Annotated in this window: 21 protein-coding genes; 7 read left to right on the top strand and 14 right to left on the bottom strand. The window is 66.0% G+C overall.

Annotated elements, in window-relative coordinates; genetic code table 11:
• Positions 1-74 precede the first annotated feature (74 nt).
• Complete coding sequence (locus tag BRAD3257_RS00845) at positions 75-542, bottom strand: hypothetical protein (protein ID WP_122400242.1); 468 nt, start codon at positions 540-542, stop codon at positions 75-77.
• A gap of 98 nt (positions 543-640) precedes the next feature.
• Positions 641-2,143 (bottom strand): YifB family Mg chelatase-like AAA ATPase, encoded by a 1,503-nt coding sequence (locus BRAD3257_RS00840; protein ID WP_122400241.1) that lies wholly within the window; start codon positions 2,141-2,143, stop codon positions 641-643.
• Positions 2,144-2,406: 263 nt separating this feature from the next.
• Between BRAD3257_RS00840 and BRAD3257_RS00835 the strand changes: the two genes are divergently transcribed.
• Both BRAD3257_RS00835 and BRAD3257_RS00830 read left to right on the top strand, forming a co-directional pair.
• Positions 2,407-2,652 carry a PilZ domain-containing protein gene (locus tag BRAD3257_RS00835; RefSeq protein WP_122400240.1) on the top strand — a complete coding sequence of 82 codons (246 nt, stop codon included), beginning with the start codon at positions 2,407-2,409 and terminating at the stop codon, positions 2,650-2,652.
• A gap of 80 nt (positions 2,653-2,732) precedes the next feature.
• A complete protein-coding gene (locus BRAD3257_RS00830; RefSeq protein ID WP_122400239.1) occupies positions 2,733-3,518 on the top strand; it encodes a tetratricopeptide repeat protein in 786 nt (261 codons plus the stop codon).
• A gap of 19 nt (positions 3,519-3,537) precedes the next feature.
• On the opposite strand, the gene BRAD3257_RS00825 is transcribed toward BRAD3257_RS00830, so the two are convergent.
• The 7 genes from BRAD3257_RS00825 to rsmI form a co-directional block, all read right to left on the bottom strand.
• Positions 3,538-4,827 carry a CpaE/TadZ family protein gene (locus BRAD3257_RS00825; protein WP_122400238.1) on the bottom strand — a complete coding sequence of 430 codons (1,290 nt, stop codon included), beginning with the start codon at positions 4,825-4,827 and terminating at the stop codon, positions 3,538-3,540.
• Positions 4,824-5,555 carry a CpaD family pilus assembly protein gene (locus tag BRAD3257_RS00820; protein ID WP_122400237.1) on the bottom strand — a complete coding sequence of 244 codons (732 nt, stop codon included), beginning with the start codon at positions 5,553-5,555 and terminating at the stop codon, positions 4,824-4,826. Before BRAD3257_RS00820 ends, BRAD3257_RS00825 begins: the two co-directional genes overlap by 4 nt.
• 52 nt (positions 5,556-5,607) lie before the next feature.
• Positions 5,608-7,122 carry a type II and III secretion system protein family protein gene (locus BRAD3257_RS00815; RefSeq protein WP_122400236.1) on the bottom strand — a complete coding sequence of 505 codons (1,515 nt, stop codon included), beginning with the start codon at positions 7,120-7,122 and terminating at the stop codon, positions 5,608-5,610.
• A gap of 10 nt (positions 7,123-7,132) precedes the next feature.
• On the bottom strand, positions 7,133-7,951 hold the full coding sequence (gene cpaB / locus BRAD3257_RS00810) for a Flp pilus assembly protein CpaB (RefSeq protein WP_122400235.1): 819 nt from the start codon (positions 7,949-7,951) through the stop codon (positions 7,133-7,135).
• A 495-nt stretch (positions 7,952-8,446) separates the two neighbouring features.
• Positions 8,447-9,391 (bottom strand): glutathione synthase, encoded by a 945-nt coding sequence (gene gshB / locus BRAD3257_RS00805; RefSeq protein WP_122400234.1) that lies wholly within the window; start codon positions 9,389-9,391, stop codon positions 8,447-8,449.
• Between the two features lie 10 nt (positions 9,392-9,401).
• Positions 9,402-9,803 (bottom strand): YraN family protein, encoded by a 402-nt coding sequence (locus BRAD3257_RS00800; RefSeq protein ID WP_122400233.1) that lies wholly within the window; start codon positions 9,801-9,803, stop codon positions 9,402-9,404.
• Positions 9,790-10,740 (bottom strand): 16S rRNA (cytidine(1402)-2'-O)-methyltransferase, encoded by a 951-nt coding sequence (gene rsmI / locus BRAD3257_RS00795; protein ID WP_122400232.1) that lies wholly within the window; start codon positions 10,738-10,740, stop codon positions 9,790-9,792. The genes BRAD3257_RS00800 and rsmI overlap by 14 nt, the downstream gene beginning before the upstream one ends.
• Before the next feature lie 330 nt (positions 10,741-11,070).
• On the opposite strand from rsmI, the gene BRAD3257_RS00790 reads away from it, so the two are divergent.
• On the top strand, positions 11,071-12,303 hold the full coding sequence (locus BRAD3257_RS00790) for a penicillin-binding protein activator (RefSeq protein ID WP_174221540.1): 1,233 nt from the start codon (positions 11,071-11,073) through the stop codon (positions 12,301-12,303).
• A gap of 42 nt (positions 12,304-12,345) precedes the next feature.
• Here the strand turns inward: BRAD3257_RS00790 and hemW are convergent, their stop codons facing one another.
• The 3 genes from hemW to rph are packed head-to-tail and all read right to left on the bottom strand — an operon-like array spanning position 12,346 to position 14,846.
• Positions 12,346-13,500 (bottom strand): radical SAM family heme chaperone HemW, encoded by a 1,155-nt coding sequence (gene hemW, locus BRAD3257_RS00785; RefSeq protein ID WP_122400230.1) that lies wholly within the window; start codon positions 13,498-13,500, stop codon positions 12,346-12,348.
• A complete protein-coding gene (gene rdgB / locus BRAD3257_RS00780; RefSeq protein ID WP_122400229.1) occupies positions 13,487-14,122 on the bottom strand; it encodes an RdgB/HAM1 family non-canonical purine NTP pyrophosphatase in 636 nt (211 codons plus the stop codon). Before rdgB ends, hemW begins: the two co-directional genes overlap by 14 nt.
• A gap of 10 nt (positions 14,123-14,132) precedes the next feature.
• Entirely contained in the window at positions 14,133-14,846 is a 714-nt protein-coding gene (gene rph, locus BRAD3257_RS00775; protein ID WP_122400228.1) for a ribonuclease PH, read from the bottom strand.
• Positions 14,847-15,014: 168 nt separating this feature from the next.
• Between rph and hrcA the strand changes: the two genes are divergently transcribed.
• Both hrcA and grpE read left to right on the top strand, forming a co-directional pair.
• Positions 15,015-16,103: a heat-inducible transcriptional repressor HrcA gene (gene hrcA / locus BRAD3257_RS00770; protein WP_122400227.1), complete on the top strand. Its 1,089-nt coding sequence runs from the start codon at positions 15,015-15,017 to the stop codon at positions 16,101-16,103.
• Positions 16,104-16,199: 96 nt separating this feature from the next.
• Positions 16,200-16,820 carry a nucleotide exchange factor GrpE gene (gene grpE, locus BRAD3257_RS00765; RefSeq protein ID WP_122400226.1) on the top strand — a complete coding sequence of 207 codons (621 nt, stop codon included), beginning with the start codon at positions 16,200-16,202 and terminating at the stop codon, positions 16,818-16,820.
• Positions 16,821-16,936: 116 nt separating this feature from the next.
• On the opposite strand, the gene pncA is transcribed toward grpE, so the two are convergent.
• Positions 16,937-17,659 carry a bifunctional nicotinamidase/pyrazinamidase gene (gene pncA, locus BRAD3257_RS00760; protein WP_122400225.1) on the bottom strand — a complete coding sequence of 241 codons (723 nt, stop codon included), beginning with the start codon at positions 17,657-17,659 and terminating at the stop codon, positions 16,937-16,939.
• Positions 17,660-17,917: 258 nt separating this feature from the next.
• Positions 17,918-18,859: a hypothetical protein gene (locus tag BRAD3257_RS00755; protein ID WP_162500050.1), complete on the bottom strand. Its 942-nt coding sequence runs from the start codon at positions 18,857-18,859 to the stop codon at positions 17,918-17,920.
• 393 nt (positions 18,860-19,252) lie between these two features.
• On the opposite strand from BRAD3257_RS00755, the gene dnaK reads away from it, so the two are divergent.
• Complete coding sequence (gene dnaK, locus BRAD3257_RS00750) at positions 19,253-21,154, top strand: molecular chaperone DnaK (RefSeq protein WP_122400223.1); 1,902 nt, start codon at positions 19,253-19,255, stop codon at positions 21,152-21,154.
• Positions 21,155-21,399: 245 nt separating this feature from the next.
• On the top strand, positions 21,400-22,536 hold the full coding sequence (dnaJ, locus tag BRAD3257_RS00740; protein WP_122400221.1) for a molecular chaperone DnaJ: 1,137 nt from the start codon (positions 21,400-21,402) through the stop codon (positions 22,534-22,536).
• Positions 22,537-22,620: the final 84 nt, after the last annotated feature.

Below are 22,620 nucleotides of genomic sequence, written 5' to 3'. Positions count from 1 at the left end.
ATGGCCTGCCGACCTTGCGAACAGCTTGATGCTTCGGCGCTGCCTCCAAACAGGGTTGACGGGGCCTTAACGGTTCAGAGCGAGGCGGCCTGGAAATGGCGCTGGCCGCCGCGGGCGCCGACGATCAGCGCCGCCGCCTCGCGCTGCGAGAACGTCTTAGAGCGCACATAGATGCGGTAATCCGCAGGTCCTTCGCCGGAGAGATAGATCACCTGGCCGCCATCGACCGGCTGCGCGGCAATCGAGACAAGGCGCGTCGACGGATTGGCCTGGCAGGAGTCCGGCTCGTCGCCGAGGCCGTCGTCGACCACGGCGAAATCCGCAGCGCCCGCATCGTCGGTGATCTGGACCCGCACCGTGGCCCGCGCAGGATCATCGGTGAAGGCGACATGCACGCCGGCGGTCCAGAATAGGGAGGTGAGCTCGACCGATGTTTCGCCCAGCGCGATGCAGGGATGCGAAACCGATCCGATCTCGGTGCGGGCGAACACCGCAGCCGCCAATACAGGAACAACCGAGGCCAGGACCTTGAAACGCAACATGACGCTCTACTCGCCGGGCCCTGGGGAGAACTCGTTGGGCCTTATGGTTTGCAGAGCGTAAAGGAAACTCGTTACCGCCGGGTTGACGCGCGCGGCGCTTACGCGATCTGCCGCACATCCTCCGCGAGTGCGCGGTAGGAGAGCGCTTCGGCGAGGTGCAGCCGGCCGATCTTGTCGGCATGGTCTAGGTCGGCCAGCGTGCGCGCCACCCGCAGCACGCGGTGATAGCCGCGCGCCGACAGGCGCATGGTCTCGGCGGCATCCCTCAACAGCTTCTGGCCCTGCGCGTCCGGCTTCGCGATCTCCTCCAGTACCGAGGCTGGCGCCTCGGCATTGGTGCGGACATGGGGCAAGCCTGCATCCGCATAGCGCGCGAGCTGGATGTCGCGCGCCGCCGCAACGCGCGCGGCGACCTCGGCAGAGCCCTCCGCGGGCGGTGGCAGGATCAGGTCGGCGGCGGTCACCGCCGGCACCTCGATGCGCAGATCGATGCGGTCCATCAGGGGACCGGAGATGCGTGCCTGGTAATCGCCGGTGCAGCGGTCGATGCGCCCCCGCTTGCAGGCATAGCCGGGCTCGAACGCATTGCCGCAGCGGCAGGGATTCATCGCCGCGACCAGCATGAAGCGGGCAGGGTAGGTGACGCGGTGATTGGCACGCGACACCGCGACCTCGCCGTTCTCCAGCGGCTGGCGCAGTGAATCCAGCACGCGCGGATCGAACTCCGGCAGCTCGTCGGCGAACAGCACGCCCTGATGCGCCAGCGAGATCTCGCCGGGCTTGGCGCGCGCGCCGCCGCCGGTGAGCGCGGCCATGCTGGCCGAATGATGCGGCGAGCGGAACGGGCGCCGCGCCGTCAGTGCGCCGCCCTCGATCTCGCCGGCGACGGACGCAATCATCGAGACTTCGAGCAGCTCGCCCGGCGACAGCGGCGGCAGGATCGAGGGCAGGCGCGCGGCCAGCATCGATTTGCCGGCGCCGGGCGCGCCGATCATGAGCAGATGATGCCCGCCAGCGGCCGCGATCTCCAGCGCGCGCTTGGCGCTCTCCTGGCCCTTGATGTCGCGCAGATCGAGCGTGGAGGCGGCGGCCTCATGCACCCTAGGCGAGGGCCGCGACAGCACCTGCGTGCCCTTGAAATGGTTGGCGATCTGGATGAGCGAGCCAGCCGCAATGATCTGGATGTCCGGGCTCGCCCACGCCGCTTCGGAGCCGCAAGACGCAGGGCAGATCAGTCCTTCCTCGCGCATATTGGCGCCGATCGCGGCCGGCAGAACGCCGGCCACCGGCGCGATCGAGCCGTCGAGGCCGAGCTCGCCGAGCACGGTGAAGCCGGCCAGCGCATCCGGCGGGATCGCCCCGATCGCCGCCATCAGCCCGAGCGCGATCGGCAGGTCGTAGTGGCTGCCTTCCTTCGGGACGTCGGCCGGTGCCAGATTGACGGTGATCCGCCGCGCCGGCAGCGCCAGCCCCGAGGCGAGCAGCGCCGAACGCACCCGCTCGCGCGCCTCCGACCCCGCCTTGTCCGGAAGGCCGACGATGGCGAAGGCCGGCAGGCCCGGCGCGACCTGCACCTGCACGTCGACCGCGCGGGCCTCGATCCCCTCAAAGGCGACGGTAGAAACCCGTGAACCATGCCCGAACCAGCCTGCCCTTTCCTACAATTAGGGGTAGCAGAGGGCGGCCGTTTTCGCAAGAACAATACAGGAACAATGCTCAGAGCCCGCGCAAGTCCTAATCAGTCGTAAACGCGACGCTGAGACTACGTCTCGAATGCCGGTTTCCGTCCTCAGCACATTCCAACGAATGTCCGCTACTCCTGGGCTCGCGGGATGGGCCGTGATCTAACAAGTGAAGAAGCAAGATGCTGGTAAATCGCCGGAGAAGCGAACGTCGGGTGTGCAGCCGGCTCGCCAAGATCCATCTTGGGGCGGGCTCGCTGCCGCGGGATTGCACGATCACGGATATTTCGGATGGCGGCGTGAAAGTGGTGGCGGAATTCCTGGAAGTGCCGCCGCAATTCACCATCATCTTCGCGCCTGATTATTCCCGCCAATGCCGCCTGCGCTGGCGCATCGGCTGCGAATTCGGTGCCGAATTCGTCGACTGAACCTCAACAGGCGCGCCTCCTTAACGGGACTTTAGCGTTAATGGGTAAGCATCTCTGATCAGTTGCCGAGTGATCAGAGTATGTCCAAGCGTTCGTTCCTCGCTTTTCCCCCGGCGAGATATCTGTGTTCCGCCGTACTGATCCTTGCCCTCGGCGGCTGTCAGACCACCGGCATCGAGGACGTCACCGGTGCGCTCGGCGGCAAGCAGGCGTCCATCGCTGAGGCCGACAGCAAGGCCGACGCCAGGCCGGAGATGGACGCACTTCGCGAGCGTTATCGTGCCAAGCCCAGCGATCCCGCAATCGCGATCGAATACGGCAAGGCGCTGCGCGACAGCGGCCAGCGCGCGCAGGCGGTCGCGGTGCTCGAGCAGGCCGTGCTCGCCCATCCCGGCAACAAGGCGCTGCTCGCCGGCTATGGCCGCGCACTCGCCGACAACGGCAATTTCCAGCAGGCCTTCGACGTTCTCGGCCGGGCGCATTCGCCGGAGGATCCCGATTGGCGCATTCTGTCGGCGCAGGGCGCGGTGCTCGATCAGCTCGGCCGCAACGAGGAAGCCCAGCAATATTACGCCGCGGCGTTGAAGATCGTGCCGAACGAGCCGACCGTGCTGTCCAATCTCGGATTGTCCTATATGCTGCAAAACAATCTGTCGAAGGCCGAACAGGTGCTCGGCCGCGCTTATCAGCGCAATCAGAACGATGCGCGGGTCCGCGCCAATCTGGCCCTCGTGCTGGGATTGCAGGGGCGCGAGGCCGAGGCCGAAATCCTCGTGAAGGCAGATTTGCCGCCGGACCAGGCAGCGGCCAAGGTCGCGGCGCTGAAGCAGCTGCTGGCAAAGAAGCAGCAGCGGGCGGACAAGTAATCCGCCCCTCTGATGTACCCTACGACGCCTTGCGATGCGGGGCCGAGCCGCGCCCTGACCTGCCCTTCAGCTTCTTCAACAGCGGCTCGAGCAGCGAGCGCTTCGGCTTCTTCACGTCGCCGCGGCCGGCGAGGCGGTTCGCCATGTTCTGGAACAGGAGGGTGGTGCGGTGGGTCTTGGAGACCTCCGCGATCATCTGGCCGTTGTTGGCCGCGGTCGAGAACAGTTTCGAATCGAACGGGATCACCGCGATCGGCTGGCTCTCCATGGTCTTGGCGAACGCCTTGACCTCGATCTCCGCGCGCCGGTGCATGCCGACCTGGTTGAGGCAGTACAGCGGCGGCCGGTCGTTCGGCCGCGCTGTCTTCAGAACGGTCAGCATGTTCTTGGTGTTGCGCAAGTTGGCGAGATCGGGCTCGGCCACGATGACGATATCGTCGGCGTTCACCAGCGCGCGTCGCGTCCAGCCGGACCATTGATGGGGAACGTCGAGCACGATGCACGGCGTGGTCATGCGCAACGTGTCGAACACCGCGTCAAAAGCTTCGGCACCGAAATCGTAGACGCGGTCGAGCGTGGCGGGCGCCGCCAGCAGGCTGAGGCGATCGGTGCATTTGGCGAGCAGGCGCTCCATCAGCGCCGTGTCCGGCCGGTCCTGCGACAGCACCGCGTTGGCGATGCCCTGCACCGGGTCCTGGTTGTAGTCGAGACCCGCCGTGCCGAAGGCGAGGTCGAGATCGATCACGACGGAATCGAGCGAAAGGTCTCGCGCGATGGTCCAGGCCAGATTATGCGCGACGGTGGACGCGCCGACGCCGCCCTTGGCGCCGACCACCGCGATGACGCGGCCGGTGATGATGGCCTCGGACGCCGAGAACAGGCTGCAGATCGAGCGGACCACGTCGAGGGTTTCGACCGGTCCGACCACGTAGTCGTTGACGCCGCGGCGCACCAGCTCGCGATAGGGCGCGGTGTCATTGGGGCTGCCGATCACGACCACGCGGGTGCCGGGATCGCAGACGCCGGCGAGGTCGTCGAGTCCCTCCAGGATGTCGCGCGTGCCGTCGGACTCGATGACGATCACGTTCGGTGTCGGCATCGATTCATAGGCTTCGATCGCTGCAGCGAGGCCACCGTCCTTGGCGGTGAGGTGGGCCTTGGCGAGCCGGCGATCCTGGCCCGCCGCGGTCACTGCCTTGAGCGTCTGCTCGGTCTCGCAAAAGGCTTGCACCGAAATGCGAGGAACCGGCGCGATATGTTCGTCGGGGTGCAGCGGATCGTCCGCGTCTTCTTCGTCAAGCCGTGTCATTTGCCGGTATCGCTGAGTTTGGCCTTGTCGGATTCGGGCGAGGGCGTCGCGATCGGCGTGCCCTTGCGGTAACGGTCGAAGGCGATGTCGCGCCGTGCGGTATAGGCGGGTGTCTCGGCGCGCGGCTGCTCGAGGTCGGCCGGGTTGTCGATCATCGCGGCGAGATTGCGCTGGCTGGCGCAGCCCAGATTGAAATAAGGCCGGTTCTCGTTGTAGCCGGGGTCGAGGATGGAGGGGCCGACGTCTTCCGGCCACAGCCCGCACGGCCCGGCGACGGCCGCGATCTTCGAATAACTCAGGCGAATGGTCGGCAGCAGCCCGGGATCCTCAGGACGGTAGGGATGCTGGACGATGGCGCGCGAGGGCACGCCGCCGGACGTGAGCACGGAGCGGATCTCCTGATAGGTCGCAGCAGCCGCGCGCGAATTGGCGGTGTCGGCGGGCACGTCGACGACGACGGAGCCGGTGCCCTCGCGCACCCAGTCCCGCGCGATGCCCGCGACGTCCACATGCTGTGCAGCCGAGAGGCCGCCGCGCGCCTTGCCGACGAAGATCACGATCGACTTCTTGCCTTCCTGCACCGCGATCGGGTGGCGCTGGCGATAATCGGTCGGCACCGTCTGGGTGACGATCTCCGTGGTGTTGCAGGCGCCGAGCATGACGGAGAGCCCCGTCAGTGCCAGCGTGATCCGCAAATTGCGACGTCGATCGGCTGATGTTGTCGTCATCGCCTGGTCCCCTTTGCCCCCGTTTCGCGCCCCGGTCCCCAAACCGTTCGTCTCAGTCGATGATGAAGCCGAAATCACCGGGCGTGCCGGCGACCGGATCGACACGGGTCGCGATGCCGTAGAGGCGATTGACCCGGCCGAGCAGCGCCCTCTGCGCGTCCGAGGCCGGCGCGAAGCCGTCGTCGGGCCGCGACAATTCCTTCTGAGCGACCGCGCGCACCACATAGGGCGTCACGATCACCATCAGCTCGGTCTCGTTGTTGACGAAGTCCTGGCTGCGGAACAGCGCGCCGATGATCGGCACCTGGTCGACACCAGGCAGCCCGTTGATCGCCTGCTTGGTCTGTTGCTGGATCAAGCCGGCCATCGCCATCGAACCGCCCGAGGGAATTTCCAGCGTGGTCTCGGCGCGGCGGGTCTGGATCGATGGAATGGTGATCGAGTTGTTCGCGAACGAGGACACGGCCTGCGTCAACGTGATCGAGTTGGTGTTCGACAGCTCCGAGACCTCCGTCATCACGCGCAGGCTGATACGGCCTTCGCTGAGCACGACCGGCGTGAAGTTCAGGGAGATGCCGAACTTCTTGTAGGTGACCTGGGTGGTGCAGACGTGAGTGACCGGATCGCAGGCATAGCCCCCGGGGATCGGGAATTCGCCGCCGGCGACGAAAGTGGCGGATTCGCCCGAGATCGCGGTCAGGCTCGGTTCGGCCAGCGTGCGCATGACACCGGCGCTCTCCATCGCCCGCATGGTGGCGTTGACGGTGGCAACGCCCTTGGCGAGCCCGGAGACGCCGAGCCCATTGCTGCCGACGATCGGCCCGCCGGAGACCGAGAACGGGTTGGAATTGTTGAAATTCACCACGGCGGTGCCGGCGTTCAGGCTGGCGCTGAGATCGACGCCGAGCTGCTTGACGATATCGCGGCGGACCTCGCCGACCACGACCTTGAGCATCACCTGATCGCGGCCGCGCACCACGATGTTGTTGACGACCTTGTCCGAGCCGCCGACGAGCTTTGCGGCGACGTCGCCGGCCTGCTGAGCCTCGACCGGGCTCGACACCGAGCCGGTCAGCATCACGCTGTCGCCGACGCCTTCGATCTGGACGCCCGGCAGCGACTGGCGCAGAGCGGCGCGCATGCCGTTGAGGTCGCGCTTCACCGCGATGTCGTAGGAGGCGACCTGCTGGCCGTCGGCGGCGAAGAACACGACGTTGGTCTGGCCGACCTGGCCACCGATGATATAGGCGCGCTGGGCCGAGCGGATCACCGCATTGGCGATCTTGGGGTCGGCCACCAGCACGTCCTTGACCTCGCGCGGCAGGTCGATGACGACGGACTTGCCGATGCCGAGCGACAGAAAGCGCGTCCGCGCCAGTGCGATCGTCGCCACCGACGACACGCCGAGATCCGACGCCTGCATCGGCTCCTGGTCGCCGACCGGCGCGTCCGCAGCACTGAGCACGCCGGGGGCCGCGAGCCCCAGAATCAATATCGTCCCCGCCAGGAGCGCGCGCGCGCGCTTCCCCCGAATGCGCAGGCCGGTCCGATCACCCCCGTAGTTCATGCTGTCCCCATCACCTCTGTGACGTCAGTTGCCGTGCCGGCACGCCATAACGGATCACGTTCACGCCGCCCGGGCGCTTGATCGCCTGGTCCTCGGGTGTGCCGTCGACCGCGTTGGCATCGACGATGCTGCGCAATGCGAGTGTCAGAGTGCCGCCCTGGCGTGCGGCCGAGAGCGTGGCGACCTGGTCGGGCCGGAGCTCGAGCGTGACGGTCTTGCCGATCACGGCGTTCTGGCCGTCCTTCTCCTTCGGCGCCTGGTCGATCGCGAGCACGCGGATGTTGGTCAGAATGACCTCGGACAGGACGAGATCGTTGCCGCCGGTCGGACCGTTGGTGTTACCGTCGGGATTCTTCAGGCGGCGGGTCAGGACGATGTCGACGCGATCATTCGGAAGGATGAAGCCGCCGGCCCCGGTTTCGGCTGAAATCTCGGTGGAGACGGCGCGCATCCCGGAGGGCAGGATCGCGGCCATGAAGCCGGAGCCTTCGGCCTTGACCAGCTTCTGCTCGCGGATCGGCTCGCCCTGCATCAAGGGCACGCGCGCGATCGAGCCGGCGATCTGGATCTGCGCCTCGGGCCGGCTGTCGCGGCGAATGAAGGCGCTGCTCGCAGTCGCCGCCGGCCAGGCCTGCCATTGCAGGTCGTCGGGCTTGACGGCTTGGCCGAGCTGGATGTCGCTCTTCGCGACAAGGACCTCGACCGTCGGCAGCTTCTCGGCGGCCGGCAGGGCGGGCGCGGGTGCATTCTGATAGCCGCTCGCCAGATACGCAGCGACGCCGCCGGCGCCGAGAGCGATGACGAGAACGACGATGCGTGCGGTATTCATACGCTTCTACTCTTACGCGGGGCACTCGAACCGCACCTGGCGTGTTCCCCCGCGTCGATGAGTAGGGAGTAAAAGTATAAGGGGTGTTGCGAGGCCGAACGCGATCGCCGGCCAGCGATGCTGGTTTTCGGCAGATGGTGAACGTCGCGTTATCTGAGGCCACGCGGCTCCGTAGATTCACGCATCCCGACGCGCGCATTTGGATGAGACGCGGGGCGTCATGGTGAACGGGTGGTTAGTGAAAGGGCCTGCCTGAAGCCGCGTGATTGTACCGGCGAGACGGCAGCAAGGCACCACAACATCGGTGTCGTCCCGGCGAACGCCGGGACCCATACCGCGTGATATCTCGGCTGTAAAAGATAGAAGTACCAACGGCGAGTTTTCGCCACACCACGTCCTGTGGGAATGGAACCGGATCGGCGCTCCGCTTCGCTGCGCTTGTCCGGGACGGCGTTGGAGAGAGATCATACGCTCTCGCAGCAGCGTGCGCGGAAGCTACTTCTTCCGCTTCTGCTCGATCACGTCCCAGATCTTCGCCGCGACATCAGGGCCGCCGAGCCGCGAGATGGCGCGGATGCCGGTCGGCGAGGTGACGTTGATCTCGGTGAGGTTGCCGTTGATGACGTCGATGCCGACGAACAAAAGGCCGCGCTCGCGCAGCGCCGGGCCGAGGGTGGCGCAGATCTCGCGCTCGCGCGGGGTGAGCTCGGTCTCCTGCGCCGCGCCGCCGCGCACCATGTTGGAGCGCAGGTCGTCGGTGGCCGGCACGCGATTCACCGCGCCGGCGAACTCGCCGTTGACGAGGATGATGCGCTTGTCGCCGTGCTTCACCTCGGGGATGAACTGCTGGATCACCCAAGGCTCCTTGAATGTGACCGAGAACATGTCGAACAGCGAGCCGAAATTCATGTCCTGCGGCATCACGCGGAACACGGCCGCGCCGCCGTGACCGTGCAGCGGCTTCATCACGACGGCGCCGTGCCTGTCGCGAAACGCGTTGATCTCATCCAGGTCGCGCGAGATCAGCGTCGGCGGCATCAGCTGCGGAAAATCCATCACGAACAGCTTTTCCGGCGCGTTGCGCACGGAGGCAGGATCGTTGACGACCAGCGTCTTCGGATGGATGCGCTCCAGGAAATGCGTCGAGGTGATGTAGGCGAGGTCGAACGGCGGGTCCTGGCGCAGCAGCACCACGTCAAAACCGTTCAGCGCTTCGCGCTTGGGCTCGCCCAAGGTAAAGTGGTTGCCGGGCTCGTCGCGCACGGTCAGGAGCTGAACCGGAGCGACCAGCTCTTCGCCGACCATGGAGAGCTTGTCGGGCGTGTAATAAGACAGGCCATGGCCGCGCCGCTGCGCCTCCAGCAGCAGCGCAAAGGTGGAATCGCCCTTGATGTTGATGCGGGCGATGGGATCCATCTGGACGGCGACGTTCAGTTTCATGATCTGCCTTTCAGGTCGAGGCGTCGAATGCCGCCAACACATGGCGCGGAAGCGAGCGCGGCGCAATCAGCATGGCGTCGAATCGCAATTCGAATTCAGCATGCTCGGGATGCGCTACGAGCCAGCCTTGCGCCGCATCGATGATGCGCTGCTGCTGGCGCGGCGTCACGGCGAAAGCAGCCTCATCCAGGCTCGCCCGCGCCTTGACCTCGACGAATGCGATCAAATTGCGGCGGCGCGCCACGATGTCGATCTCGCCATACGGGGTGCGGTAGCGTTTGGCGAGGATGCGATAACCCTTGGCCATGAGGTATGCGGCGGCGCGGCTCTCCGCGGAGATGCCGGTGCGGAACGCGGCGACGCGCTCGGGCGAGGCGACCTTCGGTTCCGCCGGAGGGTCAGTCTTCGCCATCGCCGCCTCGCAGGTCCTTTGCGAGCTCGAGCGCGCGGGCATAGACCTCGCGGCGCGGCCGGCCCGACAGTGCCACCGCATGCGCCACGGCATCCTTGACGCTGTTGGCGGCAAGCTGCTCGCGCAAGAGACCGTCGAGCGCATCCGATGCCAGCACGTCGGCGTCGGCTGCAGGCGGACCGATCACGAGAACGAATTCGCCGCGCGTCTCCGGCGCGTCGGCTTGCCGCGCGAACTCGGCGAGGGGGGCACGCCTGACCTCCTCGTGCAACTTGGTCAGCTCGCGGCAGACCGCGGCCTCTCGTTCACCCATGATTTCGGCGAGATCGGTCAATGTGGCCTGCATGCGATTGCCCGATTCGAACATCACCAGCGTCGCGTCGATGCGCGCAAGCTCGGCCAGGCGTGCGCGGCGCGCTGCCGATTTCGCCGGCAAGAAACCCTCGAAGAAGAAGCGATCGGTCGGCAATGCAGCGACCGATAGAGCTGCCAGCACCGAGGATGGGCCGGGCAGCGCATACACCGGATGGCCCGCAGCGCAGACCTCGCGCACCAGCTTGAAGCCGGGGTCGGAGATCAATGGCGTGCCGGCATCCGACACCAGAGCGACCGAGCCGCCTTGCGCCAGCACTTCAAGAATCTTCGGGCGCGCCGCTTCCGCATTGTGCTCGTGATAGGGCTTGAGCTGCGCCGCAATCGCATAGCGTTCGGTCAGGCGGCGCGTGATGCGGGTGTCCTCGCAGGCGATGACATCGACGCCGGCGAGCGTCTGAAGCGCCCGCAGGGTGATGTCGCCGAGATTGCCGATTGGTGTCGCCACCAGATGGAGGCCCGGCGCGACCTTCGGCGCGGCAAACCGATGGGCATCGATGGAGAAGCCGCGCATGGCGGCGTCTTGAGCTTCAGGCGTATTTATCGGGGCCGGCTTTGCGCGCATAATGAGGTCAACTTAGGCACGATCCGCAGGGCTGGGAACCGGCTGGCGGAAAAAGATCGTGCGGAGGTGAGGGGCGGGGAACGGACGGGAATGTGGATCACGTTGAGAGGTAATCAGGGCGCTTGCGCCATATTCACGACGGAAACGCCGCCTTGATGCTGAATGAGTGATGGCGAACAGCTGCCGGGACGGGGAGGCGGCCGTGTTAAGCGGTTGTTATCCTTTTGTTTTGGTTAACCATTTGCCGACAATATGCCTGAATCCGCGGGCTTGTGCCGCGGAAGCAATGTCATGACCGGCCGGCGCCGGCCGGTCAGAAGAGAAGCTGCCATGGTGGGCCCGCGTCATCCAAAGTCTCCCATTCCGGGGTCCCGATTGTCGGGAGCGACCCGCCGGAGTGCGCTTGGCCTGTTGCTCGGTGCGCCTGTGCTGTCGGCCTGCGCCGGCGTGCAGCAAAGTCTCAGCCAGTTCTCCAACCCGTTCTCAAGCTCCACACCGCCGGCCCAGCCGGCGGGTCCCCAGCAGCAGGCGACGACCGCCGGCACCGGCGGCGTGAAGGTCGGTCTGATCTTGCCGCTCTCGGCCGCCGGCAATGCGGGCCTCGCCGCGCAATCCATGCGCAATGCCGCCGAGATGGCGCTGGCCGAGTTCCAGAACCCGAATATCCAGCTGCTGATCAAGGACGACAATGGCAGCCCGCAAGGCGCACAGGCCGGCGCGCAGCAGGCGGTCGACGAAGGCGCCGAGATCATTCTCGGGCCGCTGTTCGCGCAGTCGGTGCCGGCGGTGGCACAGGTCGCGCGCACGCGCGGCATTTCCGTCCTCGCCTTCTCGACCGATTCCAGCATCGCCGGACGCGGCGTCTATCTGCTCTCGTTCTTGCCGGAGTCCGACGTCAACCGCATCGTCGAATATTCCGCCAGCATCGGAAAGCGCTCCGTGGCCGTGCTGGTACCCGACAATGCCTATGGCAATGTCGTCGAGGCCGCCGTGAAGGCGGCCGTGCCGCGGCGCGGCGGACGCATCGTCGCCTTCGAGAAGTACGGCGCCGATCGCGCCACGCCGGCGCGCACCGTGGCGCCGCAACTCGGCAGCGCGGATGCGCTGTTCATCGCCGATGATGGCGATGCCGTCGTGTCGGTGGCAGATGCCATGACCGCGGCGGGCGCGAACCTGCGCAACATCCAGCTGCTCGGCACCGGCTTGTGGGACAATCCGCGCGTCTATGCCAGCGCGGCGTTGCAAGGCGGCCTCTATGCCGCGCCCGACCCGGCCGGCTTCCGCGCCTTCTCCGGCCGCTACCGCACCAAATATGGCGGCGAGCCGGTGCGAACCGCCACGCTCGCCTATGACGCGGTCGCCCTCGTCGCCGCGCTCGCGCGCACGCAGGGCGGCCAACGCTTCTCCTCCGATGTGCTCACGAATCCTTCTGGCTTCGCCGGCATCGACGGCCTGTTCCGCTTCCGCGCCGACGGCACGAATGAGCGTGGGCTCGCAGTGATGAAGGTGACGCAAGGCGGCGGCGTTGCGGTCGCGGGCTCGCCGAAGAGTTTTGGGGCGTAGCCGGTTCTCCGCCGTCGTCCGGGACGACGACGGGGAGAGAGCTCAGGCCGCCAGATCCGCTACCACGGCGTCCAGCACCGGAAATCCGCTGCTGGTCACGCGCAGCCGTCCCGTTGCATCGACCGTGATGGCGCCCTCCTCGCGCAGGAGCGCGATGCGGCGGGGATCGAGCGGGCGGCCAGAGAGTGCCCTGTAACGCTCGGGGTCGATGCCTTCGGCGAGACGCAATCCCATCAGCAGGAATTCGTCGGCGCGTTCCTCGCTGTTGAGCAGCTCGTCGGTGACGATGCCATCGCCGTTGGTTTCGACCCGCATCAGCCAGGCCTCGGGACGCTTCTCGGTGGCGGTGGCGTGCCTGATGCCGTCGATGTCGAGGCGGCCATGCGCGCCGGGGCCGATGCCGGCATATTCCTCGCCACGCCAGTACACCAGATTGTGCCGGCACTCGGCGCCGCGCCGCGCGTGATTTGAAATCTCGTAGGCGGGCAGGCCGAGCTTGTCGCAGGTCTCCTGCGTGACATCATAGAGCGCGCGTGCGGCGGCTTCGTCCGGCGTCTTCAATTTGCCGGCCTGGTGCAGGCCGAAGAACGGCGTGCCTTCCTCGATCGTCAATTGATAGAGCGACAGATGCTCGGCCGCTTCATCAATGGCGTGCCGCAGTTCGTCGGCCCACATCGCCGGCGTCTGGTCGGGGCGAGCGTAGATCAGGTCGAACGAATAGCGATCGAACGAGCGGCGCGCGATGGCGACGGCATCGAGCGCCTCGCGGGCGCTGTGCATGCGGCCGAGCGCCTTCAGCGAGGCGTCATCGAGTGCCTGCACGCCGAGCGAGACGCGGTTGACGCCGGCAGCGCGATAGCCGGCAAAGCGCGTGGCTTCGACGCTGGTCGGATTCGCCTCCAGCGTGACCTCGACGTCGCCGGCGACGGTCCAATGCTTGCCGATCGCATCGAGCACCGCGCCGACGGTTGCAGGCTGCATCAGCGACGGCGTGCCGCCGCCGAGGAAGATCGAGGTCACCTCGCGGCCCGGCGCACGCCCTGCGGTCGTTTCGATCTCACGTCCGAAGGCGGAGGCGAAGCGCGCCTCGTCGATCGCGGCGTGGCGGACATGGCTGTTGAAGTCGCAATAGGGACATTTCGACAGGCAGAACGGCCAGTGCACGTAGACGCCAAAGGCTTCCTTAGCGCGGCTCAAGGCAGATCTCCGCCAGTTTCACGAAGGCGCGGGCGCGATGCGACAGGCCGAGGCCGAGCGGTGGCAGGCCGTGCTTCTCGACGCTTTCCATCTCGCCGAAGGTACGGCTGTGGCCATCGGGCAGAAACATGGGATCGTAGCCGAAGCCGGCATTCCCGCGCGGCGGCCAGACCAGCGTACCGTCGACGCGCGCCTCGACCTGTTCGAGATGATCGTCGGGCCAGGCAACGCAGAGCGCGGAGACGAAATGCGCTCTTCGGCGGTCGGGCGTGGTGGCGCCGCGCTCCTGCAACAGCCGCTCGATCTGCGCCATCGCCGCCGCGAAATCCTTGTTTGGGCCGGCCCAGCGCGCCGAGAAAATGCCGGGCGCGCCGTCGAGCGCGTCGACGACGATACCGGAATCGTCGGCGAAAGCAGGAAGCTTGGTCGTCCTCGCCGCGGCGCTCGCCTTGATCGCGGCATTGCTACGGAAGTCGTTTCCGGTTTCCTCGGGCTCGTCCAGACCGAGTTCACCGGCCGACACCGCCTCGATCCCATACGGCGCAAGCAGCTCCTTCATCTCGGCGAGCTTGCCGGGATTGTGGGTGGCGATGACGAGCTTGTCCGTGATTCGGCGGTGCATGGCCTATTGACTACGCCACGGCCAGTTTCTGCAAGTCCACCAGACGCGCGACGCCCTTGCGCGCCAGCGCCATCAACGCCAGGAACTCGGTTTCGGTGAACGGCTCGCGTTCCGCGGTGCCCTGCACCTCGATGATGCGGCCATCGCCGGTCATGACGAAATTGGCGTCGGTCTCGGCCTCGGAATCCTCGGCATAGTCGAGATCGAGCACCGGCGTGCCGTTGTAGATGCCGCAGGAGATCGCGGCGACGTTGTCGCGCAGCACGTTGGCCTTCACCATGTTGCGCGCCTTCATCCAGTTGACGCAATCGGCGAGCGCGACCCAGGCGCCGGTGATCGAGGCCGTGCGCGTGCCGCCGTCGGCCTGGAGCACGTCGCAATCGACCGTGATCTGGCGTTCGCCGAGCGCTTCGAGATTGATGATGGTGCGAAGCGAGCGGCCGATCAGGCGCTGGATCTCGACGGTGCGGCCGCTCTGCTTGCCGACTGAGGCCTCGCGGCGGGTCCGTTCCGAGGTCGCGCGCGGCAGCATGCCGTATTCGGCGGTGACCCAGCCGCGCCCCTGGCCCTTCAGCCAGGGCGGCAGGCGGTCCTCGAGCGTGGCGGTGACCAGCACATGGGTGTCGCCGAATTTCACCAGGCACGAGCCTTCCGCATATTTGACCACGCCACGCTCCAGCGTCACGGGGCGCAATTCGTCGGGCGCACGGCGGCTTGGCCGCATGGGAAATCCTCCAAAACTCACGGGAAAAGGCTGTTCGCGGTGCTTGTAGGTGGGGCAGGGGTGGGCGGCAAGGTTTTTTCACCCCTCGCCTTCGAGGCCGCAAACGCCCCGCTTGTCAGAACCGCCCTGGATGGACAAATTATGAGCATCTGAGAGGAGTTACCGTCTGTGGCCCATCACGATCCGATCCATCTGATCGCGCCGCGCGCAGGCCTCGCCCAGCTCAACGAGCGTTCCCGCGACATCTTTCGTCAAATTGTCGAAAGCTATCTCGCGACCGGTGAGCCGGTGGGCTCGCGCAATATTTCGCGCCTGATCGCGATGCCGCTGTCACCGGCCTCGGTCCGCAACGTCATGGCCGATCTGGAACAGCTCGGCCTGATCTATGCCCCGCACACTTCGGCGGGCCGGCTGCCGACGGAACTAGGCTTACGCTTCTTCGTCGATGCCCTGATGCAGGTCGGCGACCTCAATGAGGCCGAGCGGCAGTCGATCCAGAGCCAGCTCTCCTCCGTCGGCGAGGCGCAGTCGGTCGAGGCGGCGCTGGACCAGGCCCTGATGCGGCTCTCCGGCCTGACCCGGGCCGCCGCTGTCGTGTTGACACCAAAATCCAATGCGCGGCTCAAGCACATCGAATTCGTCCGCCTGGAACCGGAGAGGGCGCTGGTGATTCTGGTCGGCGAGGACGGCCAGGTCGAAAACCGCGTGCTGACGCTGCCGCCCGGAGTTCCCTCCTCGGCTCTGATCGAGGCTGGCAATTTCCTCAATGCGCGAATCCGCGGCCGCACGCTGGCCGAGGCGCGGCTCGAGCTCGAAACCGCGCTCGCCGAGGCCCGCGCCGAGCTCGATCAGCTGACGCAAAAGGTGATCTCGGCCGGCATTGCCAGCTGGTCCGGCGGCGAGAACGAGGACCGCCAGCTCATCGTTCGTGGCCATGCCAATCTGCTCGAAGATCTGCATGCGCTGGAGGATCTGGAGCGGGTGCGCCTGTTGTTCGACGACCTCGAGACCAAGCGGGGCGTCATCGACCTGCTCGGCCGGGCCGAAACCGCCGAGGGCGTACGCATCTTCATCGGCAGTGAGAACAAGCTGTTTTCCCTGTCGGGGTCCTCCACCATCATCGCGCCCTATCGGGATGCCGCCGGCCACATCGTCGGCGTTCTCGGCGTGATCGGCCCGACGCGGCTGAATTATGCCCGCGTGATCCCGACCGTGGACTACGCCGCCCGTATCGTCAGCCGCCTGCTGGGGGGCTGACCGGCGTTTCCGCCGATCACGGGCGCTTGATTTTCGTGGCCTCAGGCACGATATCCGGGCCAACAATCCCTGGAAACGAGTTCGAGAATAGAGCCGATGACCGAGCAAGACCGGCAACCCGAAGACACGACTGCAGCGACCGGCGAGCCCGTGGTGTCAAAACCCTACATCATGCCCGACGATCCCGAGCCCGGCTCGGTCGAGACGTTGCAGAAGGAGGCCGCCGAGGCGCGGGACCGCATGCTGCGGACGCTGGCCGAGATGGAGAATTTGCGCAAGCGGACCACCAAGGAGGTCGCTGACGCCCGCCTCTACGGCATCACCGGCTTTGCGCGCGACGTGCTCGACATCGCCGACAATCTCCAGCGCGCGCTCGACGCCGTTCCGGCCGAAGCCCGTGCCGCGGCCGATCCCGGCCTGATCTCGCTGATCGAGGGCGTCGAGCTCACCGAGCGCTCGCTGCTCAACGCGCTGGAAAAGCACGGCGTGAAGAGATTCGATCCGCAGGGCCAGAAGTTCGACCCGAACTTCCAGCAGGCGATGTTCGAAGTGCCCGATGCCTCGGTGCCGGCGGGCACCGTGGTGCAGGTCGTGCAGGCCGGCTACACAATCGGCGAGCGCGTGCTGCGCCCGGCGCTGGTCGGTGTCGCCAAGGGCGGCGCGAAGGCGGCGACCGCGGCCAACAACAACAACGAGTCGAGCGGCGCGCCGAACTGAGCGGTAAGCGACGAGTCATTCCGGGGCGGCTCGCAGAGTCGAACCCGGAATCCGGTGCGCAATTGCGCACCGGAGTTCGATGCTTTGCATCGAACCGGAACGACTGATCGTAAATCTTACGCGCTCACCGCGATATCCGCAGACTGAATCCGCTTCACGCCGGCCTTGGCCATGTCGGCCCAGGCCTTTGCCAGCGAGCCCTGGGTGTCGATGCCGCGGCAGGCGTCTTCCACCACATAAACCTCGAAACCCGCCTTGCGCGCGTCGAGCGCGGTCCAGGCGACGCAGAAGTCCGTCGCGAGCCCTGCAACGAAGACGCGCTTGATCTTGCGTCCCTTCAGGTAGCCGGCAAGCCCCGTCGAGGTCTTGCCGTCGGCTTCGAGGAAGGCCGAGTAGCTGTCGACGTCCTTGTGAAAACCCTTGCGGATGATGAGCTCGGCGTGCGGGATCGACAGGTCCTTCGACAGCGAAGCGCCATCGGTGCCCTGCACGCAATGGTCGGGCCACAGCACCTGCTTGCCGTAGGGCAGGTCGATGGTCTCGAACGGCTTCTTGCCTGAATGAACCGACGCAAACGAAATGTGGCCGGGCGTGTGCCAGTCCTGTGTCATCACCACGTTGGAAAACGCCTTCGCGATTCTGTTGATGACGGGCACCACCTGCTCGCCTTCCTTCACCGCGAGGCTGCCGCCCGGCAGGAAGCAGTTCTGCACGTCGATCACGAGCAGGGCTGATGCGTCGTCCGGCTTGATCGACGCGGCCGCGAACAGCGCACTTGGCGCGAGCGTCGCCAGTGCCGTCGTTCCAAGCATTGCCAAGACGTGTCGCCGATCCAGCATCGTTCGCCTCCCCTTAGGATGATCCAACGGAGGGGAGCGTAGTTCCGTTCGTATACGAACAGAAGCCCGAAAATGCAGCCGGTCTTGGTGAGGGGTTGGGCTCGCGGCGTGCTCGGCGCACCTCTCCTTGCGGGCCCTTGCGGGAGAGGTCGCTGCGCTTGCAGAGCGCGGTCTCGATTGCGGAGACACCCTCTCCCCGACCGCCCGCCCGCGGGTGGGGGCGGGTGGGGAGGGAGCGCATCTCGCGCGTGGACGCGCCTACCCCTTCGGCTGAATCCCGTCGCGCACCGCGCGGAAACGGGTGAAGGCGGCTTGCCATCTGTCGCGCGGGGCGCTGGCGATGATGCGCAATGATGCGCCGCCACTCGAGAAGCGGATCCACTGCACCACGGTCACGGGGACCTTATCCTTGCCGCTGACGCCGTCGATCCGGGTCTCGAAACCCTGCTGGCCGTTGATGCGGATCGGCTCGGACATGGTGATGCGCGACTCGCGCACGCCAGGAATCTGGAGTGCCGCCTCCTGGGCGAAACGGGCGCGGTCGTCGGCGGCTTGCGGGGTGGCGCCAATCAGGCCGAGGATCATGAACGGCCGCGACTCGTAGCCCGTGCTCTCGTCGCCGTCGGCCAGGATGATGCTCGAGCCCGGCGCCAGGGTCCGGATGTCCTTGAAGTCGGCAAGATCGGTGATCTTGAACGGCATCAGCGCGATCTGCTCTTCGGCCGAGACCTGCCTGCGGGTGGTGGCGCTCGCAAACATCTGCCGCACCGCTTCATCGGTGTAGATCTTGGTCGCATTCTCCGGGATCTGCACCGCGACATAGCCGGAGAAGCCGGCACCGGGCACGATCATCGAATAGCGCTTCACCGGGGTGTCGTCGGCCTTGCCGCTTTCGGTCGTGAAATAGGCAAGGCCCGCGGGGGTCTCGATCTTGTCCTGCTTGACGCCATTGGCCCCGGCAGGATTGGAATTGAACGCGCTCACGACCTCGCCATAGGCCGCCGGCGGCAGCTCGGTGATCAGCACCTTGACGCTGCCGTCCTCGCTCTCGAAGCCCGGAAAGGTTTTCGCCGTGCTGAGGCCGACCAGGGGCACCATGCCGAGGCGCAAGCCAGGTGGGAAAACGGCGTCGGCGGCGTGGGCCGGAAACGCGGAGACGGCGAGGAGGGCGAGTGCGGCGAGGGGGCGGATCAGCGTCATGGGCACTCTGATTGGTTCACATTGAGGCCGTTCGATGGTCGGCCGCCGGGCGCTTTGTCGCGCGAAGCAGCTGCGCCGGCTGTCCGGCCGGTCAGCCTTTTAGCGGGTTTGGCCCTGCCGCAACAGGGAGGGGCCGCTCGCGGAAGCGGGGGCTTGCCGAAGCGCGAACCTGTTAATAATTCCTCACCCGCAAGGGCGGTGGAGCCCGGATATGATCTTCCAAAACCCAATGTTTTCGCGGCAGAAACGTAGCCTCGGTCCTTGCGGGCCCCTCCCCCCCTCCTATATGAGCCTCAATCATCGCAATATCGCGGATGTTTGATCTTAGGGGGTTTCGGTTCGGGTGCCTTCTGGGCCCAGCCAACCTGCCGCAAAAAGAAGGATATCAGGACCATGGGAAAGGTCATTGGGATCGACCTCGGCACCACGAACTCGTGCGTCGCCGTGATGGATGGCAAGAACGCCAAAGTCATCGAGAATTCCGAAGGCATGCGCACGACGCCTTCGATCGTCGCCGTCACGGATGACGGTGAGCGCCTCGTCGGCCAGCCGGCCAAGCGCCAGGCCGTCACCAATCCCGAGCGTACCTTCTTCGCAGTGAAGCGCCTCATCGGCCGCCGCTACGACGACCCGATGGTCGAGAAGGACAAGAAGCTCGTCCCGTACAAGATCGTGAAGGCTTCCAACGGCGACGCCTGGGTCGAGGCCGACGGCCAGACCTACTCGCCCTCGCAGGTCTCGGCGTTCATCTTGCAGAAGATGAAGGAGACCGCGGAAGCCCATCTCGGCCAGAAGGTCGACCAGGCCGTCATCACCGTTCCCGCCTACTTCAACGACGCCCAGCGCCAGGCGACCAAGGACGCCGGCAAGATCGCGGGCCTCGAAGTGCTGCGCATCATCAACGAGCCGACCGCGGCCGCGCTCGCCTATGGCCTCGACAAGACCAAGGCCGGCACCATCGCGGTGTACGACCTCGGCGGCGGCACCTTCGATATCTCCATTCTCGAGATCGGTGACGGCGTGTTCGAGGTGAAGTCGACCAATGGCGACACCTTCCTCGGCGGCGAAGACTTCGACATGCGCCTGGTCGGCTATCTCGCCGACGAGTTCCAGAAGGAGCAGGGCATCAACCTGCGCAACGACAAGCTCGCCTTGCAGCGCCTGAAGGAAGCCGCTGAAAAGGCCAAGATCGAGCTGTCCTCGACGACGCAGACCGAGATCAACCTGCCCTTCATCACCGCGGATCAGACCGGTCCGAAGCATCTGACGATGAAGCTCACCCGCGCCAAGTTCGAGGCGCTGGTCGACGACCTCGTGCAGAAAACCATCGAGCCCTGCCGCAAGGCGCTGAAGGACGCGGGCGTCACCGCCGGTGAAATCGGCGAGGTGGTGCTGGTCGGCGGCATGACCCGCATGCCGAAGGTCCAGGAGGTCGTGAAGCAGCTGTTCGGCAAGGAGCCGCACAAGGGCGTCAACCCGGACGAAGTCGTGGCGATCGGTGCCGCGATCCAGGCCGGCGTGCTCCAGGGCGACGTCAAGGACGTGCTGCTGCTCGACGTGACCCCGCTGTCGCTGGGCATCGAGACGCTGGGCGGCGTGTTCACCCGCATCATCGATCGCAACACGACGATCCCGACCAAGAAGAGCCAGGTGTTCTCGACGGCTGAAGACAATCAGAATGCCGTCACCATCCGCGTCTTCCAGGGCGAGCGTGAAATGGCGGCCGACAACAAGATGCTCGGCCAATTCGACCTGATGGGCATTCCGCCGGCCCCCCGCGGCATGCCCCAGATCGAAGTGACCTTCGACATCGACGCCAACGGCATTGTCAACGTCTCGGCCAAGGACAAGGCCACCGGCAAGGAGCAGCAGATCCGCATCCAGGCCTCGGGCGGCCTGTCGGAGGCCGACATCGAGAAGATGGTCAAGGACGCCGAGGCCAATGCGGCGGCCGACAAGAAGCGCCGCGAGGCGGTCGATGCCAAGAACCATGCGGACGCGCTGGTGCATTCCACCGAGAAGGCCCTCGCCGAGCACGGTTCGAAGGTCTCCGAGACCGAGCGCCGCGCCATCGAGGATGCCGTCAGCGACCTCAAGGAGGCGCTGAAGGGCGACGATGCCGAGGCGATCAAGGCCAAGACCAACACCCTGGCCCAGGCTTCGATGAAGCTCGGCGAGGCCATGTACAAGCAGCAGGCCGAGGCCGACGCCAAGAAGGACGCGGCCAAGGACGACGTCGTCGACGCGGAATTCACCGAGGTCGACGACGAGAAGAACAACAAGAAGTCTGCATAAGCCCGAGAGGGTGGCGATGCGGACGGCTTGGACCCCACACGCGCTACCGGCCTCCTCCCTCGCGGGGGAGGCCGTCGTGTCGGGCTCCACGGGCAAGGCGCCCGTTACCATCGATCAATTCCCAGCCGTTATTCTCAGCGCTGCCAGGCTGCCCTCTGCCGCGAGGCGGAAGGGCGCTTATATTGCTGCGTGGCAACGCTGTTTCGCCCCAACTTGAAATCGCGATTGGATAGACCGAGCTGAACATGTCCACGTCCACCAAGCGCTGCTATTACGAGACCCTCGAAGTCGATCGCGACGCTGACGAATCCAAGCTGAAATCGTCGTTCCGCAAGCTGGCGATGAAATTCCATCCCGACCGCAATCCGGGGGACCAGACCAGCGAAGTCAAATTCAAGGAGATCAACGAGGCCTATGAGGTCCTGAAGGACAAGGACAAGCGCGCCGCCTATGACCGCTATGGTCACGCCGCGTTCGAGCAGGGCGGCGGCTTTGGCGGCGGCCCCGGTTTCGGCGCGGGCTTCGCCTCCTCTTTCTCCGACATTTTCGAAGACCTGTTCGGCATGGCCGGACAGCGCGGCCGCGGTGGCCGCGAGCGCGGCGCCGATTTGCGCTACAATATGGAGATCACGCTCGAGGAAGCCTTTGGCGGCAAGACTGCGCAGATCGAGATCCCGGTCTCGGTCACCTGCGAGGCTTGCTCGGGCATCGGCGCCAAGGCCGGTACCAAGCCGAAGACCTGCTCGACCTGCGGCGGCGCGGGCCGTGTGCGGCAGTCGCAGGGCTTCTTCACGCTCGAGCGCACCTGTCCCGGCTGCCAGGGACGCGGCCAGATGATCGAGGACGCCTGCCCCTCCTGCGCGGGCCAGGGCCGCGTCACGCGCGAGCGCACGCTGTCGGTCAACATTCCGCAAGGCGTCGAGGATGGCACCCGGATCAGGCTCGCCGGCGAGGGCGAGGCCGGGGTCCGCGGTGGTCCGCCCGGCGATCTCTACATCTTCCTGTCGCTGGCCCAGCACCAGTTCTTCCAGCGCGATGGCGCCGATCTGCACTGCCGCGTGCCGATCTCGATGGTGACGGCCGCGCTCGGTGGCGAATTCGAGGTGCCGACCATCGACAAGGGCAAGGCCAAGGTGAAAGTGCCTGCCGGAACCCAGTCCGGCCGCCGATTCCGCATCGCATCAAAGGGCATGCCGGTGTTGCGGTCGCGTCAGATGGGCGACATGTATGTCCAGGTCGTGGTCGAGACCCCGCAGAACCTCACCAAGAAGCAACAGGAATTGCTGGCCGAGTTCGACAAGCTCTCCTCCGGCAACACCCAACCGGAATCCGAGGGTTTCTTCGCCAAGGTCAAGGACTTCTTCGGTAATCGGGCGAATTGACTCGTCTTGACCGTGCCGTCTTCGGCCTATACGTCTTTATGACCATTTTCTGACACGCCGCGGTCCTGCGGTCCCGTCCGGTCC

The organism is Bradyrhizobium vignae (assembly GCF_900324035.1).
Lineage (GTDB): Bacteria > Pseudomonadota > Alphaproteobacteria > Rhizobiales > Xanthobacteraceae > Bradyrhizobium > Bradyrhizobium vignae.
Note: the sequence above shows the minus strand (reverse complement) of the source record. Positions and strands in the feature narration are given on the sequence as shown.

What these genes read in the sequence shown, in the direction of transcription:
- BRAD3257_RS00845 (WP_122400242.1), bottom strand. Translation starts at nt 542, where the DNA reads ATGTTGCGTTTCAAGGTCCTGGCCTCGGTTGTTCCTGTATTGGCGGCT.
- BRAD3257_RS00835 (WP_122400240.1), top strand. Translation starts at nt 2,407, where the DNA reads ATGCTGGTAAATCGCCGGAGAAGCGAACGTCGGGTGTGCAGCCGGCTC.
- BRAD3257_RS00830 (WP_122400239.1), top strand. Translation starts at nt 2,733, where the DNA reads ATGTCCAAGCGTTCGTTCCTCGCTTTTCCCCCGGCGAGATATCTGTGT.
- BRAD3257_RS00825 (WP_122400238.1), bottom strand. Translation starts at nt 4,827, where the DNA reads ATGACACGGCTTGACGAAGAAGACGCGGACGATCCGCTGCACCCCGAC.
- BRAD3257_RS00820 (WP_122400237.1), bottom strand. Translation starts at nt 5,555, where the DNA reads ATGACGACAACATCAGCCGATCGACGTCGCAATTTGCGGATCACGCTG.
- BRAD3257_RS00815 (WP_122400236.1), bottom strand. Translation starts at nt 7,122, where the DNA reads ATGAACTACGGGGGTGATCGGACCGGCCTGCGCATTCGGGGGAAGCGC.
- cpaB (WP_122400235.1), bottom strand. Translation starts at nt 7,951, where the DNA reads ATGAATACCGCACGCATCGTCGTTCTCGTCATCGCTCTCGGCGCCGGC.
- gshB (WP_122400234.1), bottom strand. Translation starts at nt 9,391, where the DNA reads ATGAAACTGAACGTCGCCGTCCAGATGGATCCCATCGCCCGCATCAAC.
- BRAD3257_RS00800 (WP_122400233.1), bottom strand. Translation starts at nt 9,803, where the DNA reads ATGGCGAAGACTGACCCTCCGGCGGAACCGAAGGTCGCCTCGCCCGAG.
- rsmI (WP_122400232.1), bottom strand. Translation starts at nt 10,740, where the DNA reads ATGCGCGCAAAGCCGGCCCCGATAAATACGCCTGAAGCTCAAGACGCC.
- BRAD3257_RS00790 (WP_174221540.1), top strand. Translation starts at nt 11,071, where the DNA reads ATGGTGGGCCCGCGTCATCCAAAGTCTCCCATTCCGGGGTCCCGATTG.
- rdgB (WP_122400229.1), bottom strand. Translation starts at nt 14,122, where the DNA reads ATGCACCGCCGAATCACGGACAAGCTCGTCATCGCCACCCACAATCCC.
- rph (WP_122400228.1), bottom strand. Translation starts at nt 14,846, where the DNA reads ATGCGGCCAAGCCGCCGTGCGCCCGACGAATTGCGCCCCGTGACGCTG.
- grpE (WP_122400226.1), top strand. Translation starts at nt 16,200, where the DNA reads ATGACCGAGCAAGACCGGCAACCCGAAGACACGACTGCAGCGACCGGC.
- pncA (WP_122400225.1), bottom strand. Translation starts at nt 17,659, where the DNA reads ATGCTGGATCGGCGACACGTCTTGGCAATGCTTGGAACGACGGCACTG.
- BRAD3257_RS00755 (WP_162500050.1), bottom strand. Translation starts at nt 18,859, where the DNA reads ATGACGCTGATCCGCCCCCTCGCCGCACTCGCCCTCCTCGCCGTCTCC.
- dnaK (WP_122400223.1), top strand. Translation starts at nt 19,253, where the DNA reads ATGGGAAAGGTCATTGGGATCGACCTCGGCACCACGAACTCGTGCGTC.
- dnaJ (WP_122400221.1), top strand. Translation starts at nt 21,400, where the DNA reads ATGTCCACGTCCACCAAGCGCTGCTATTACGAGACCCTCGAAGTCGAT.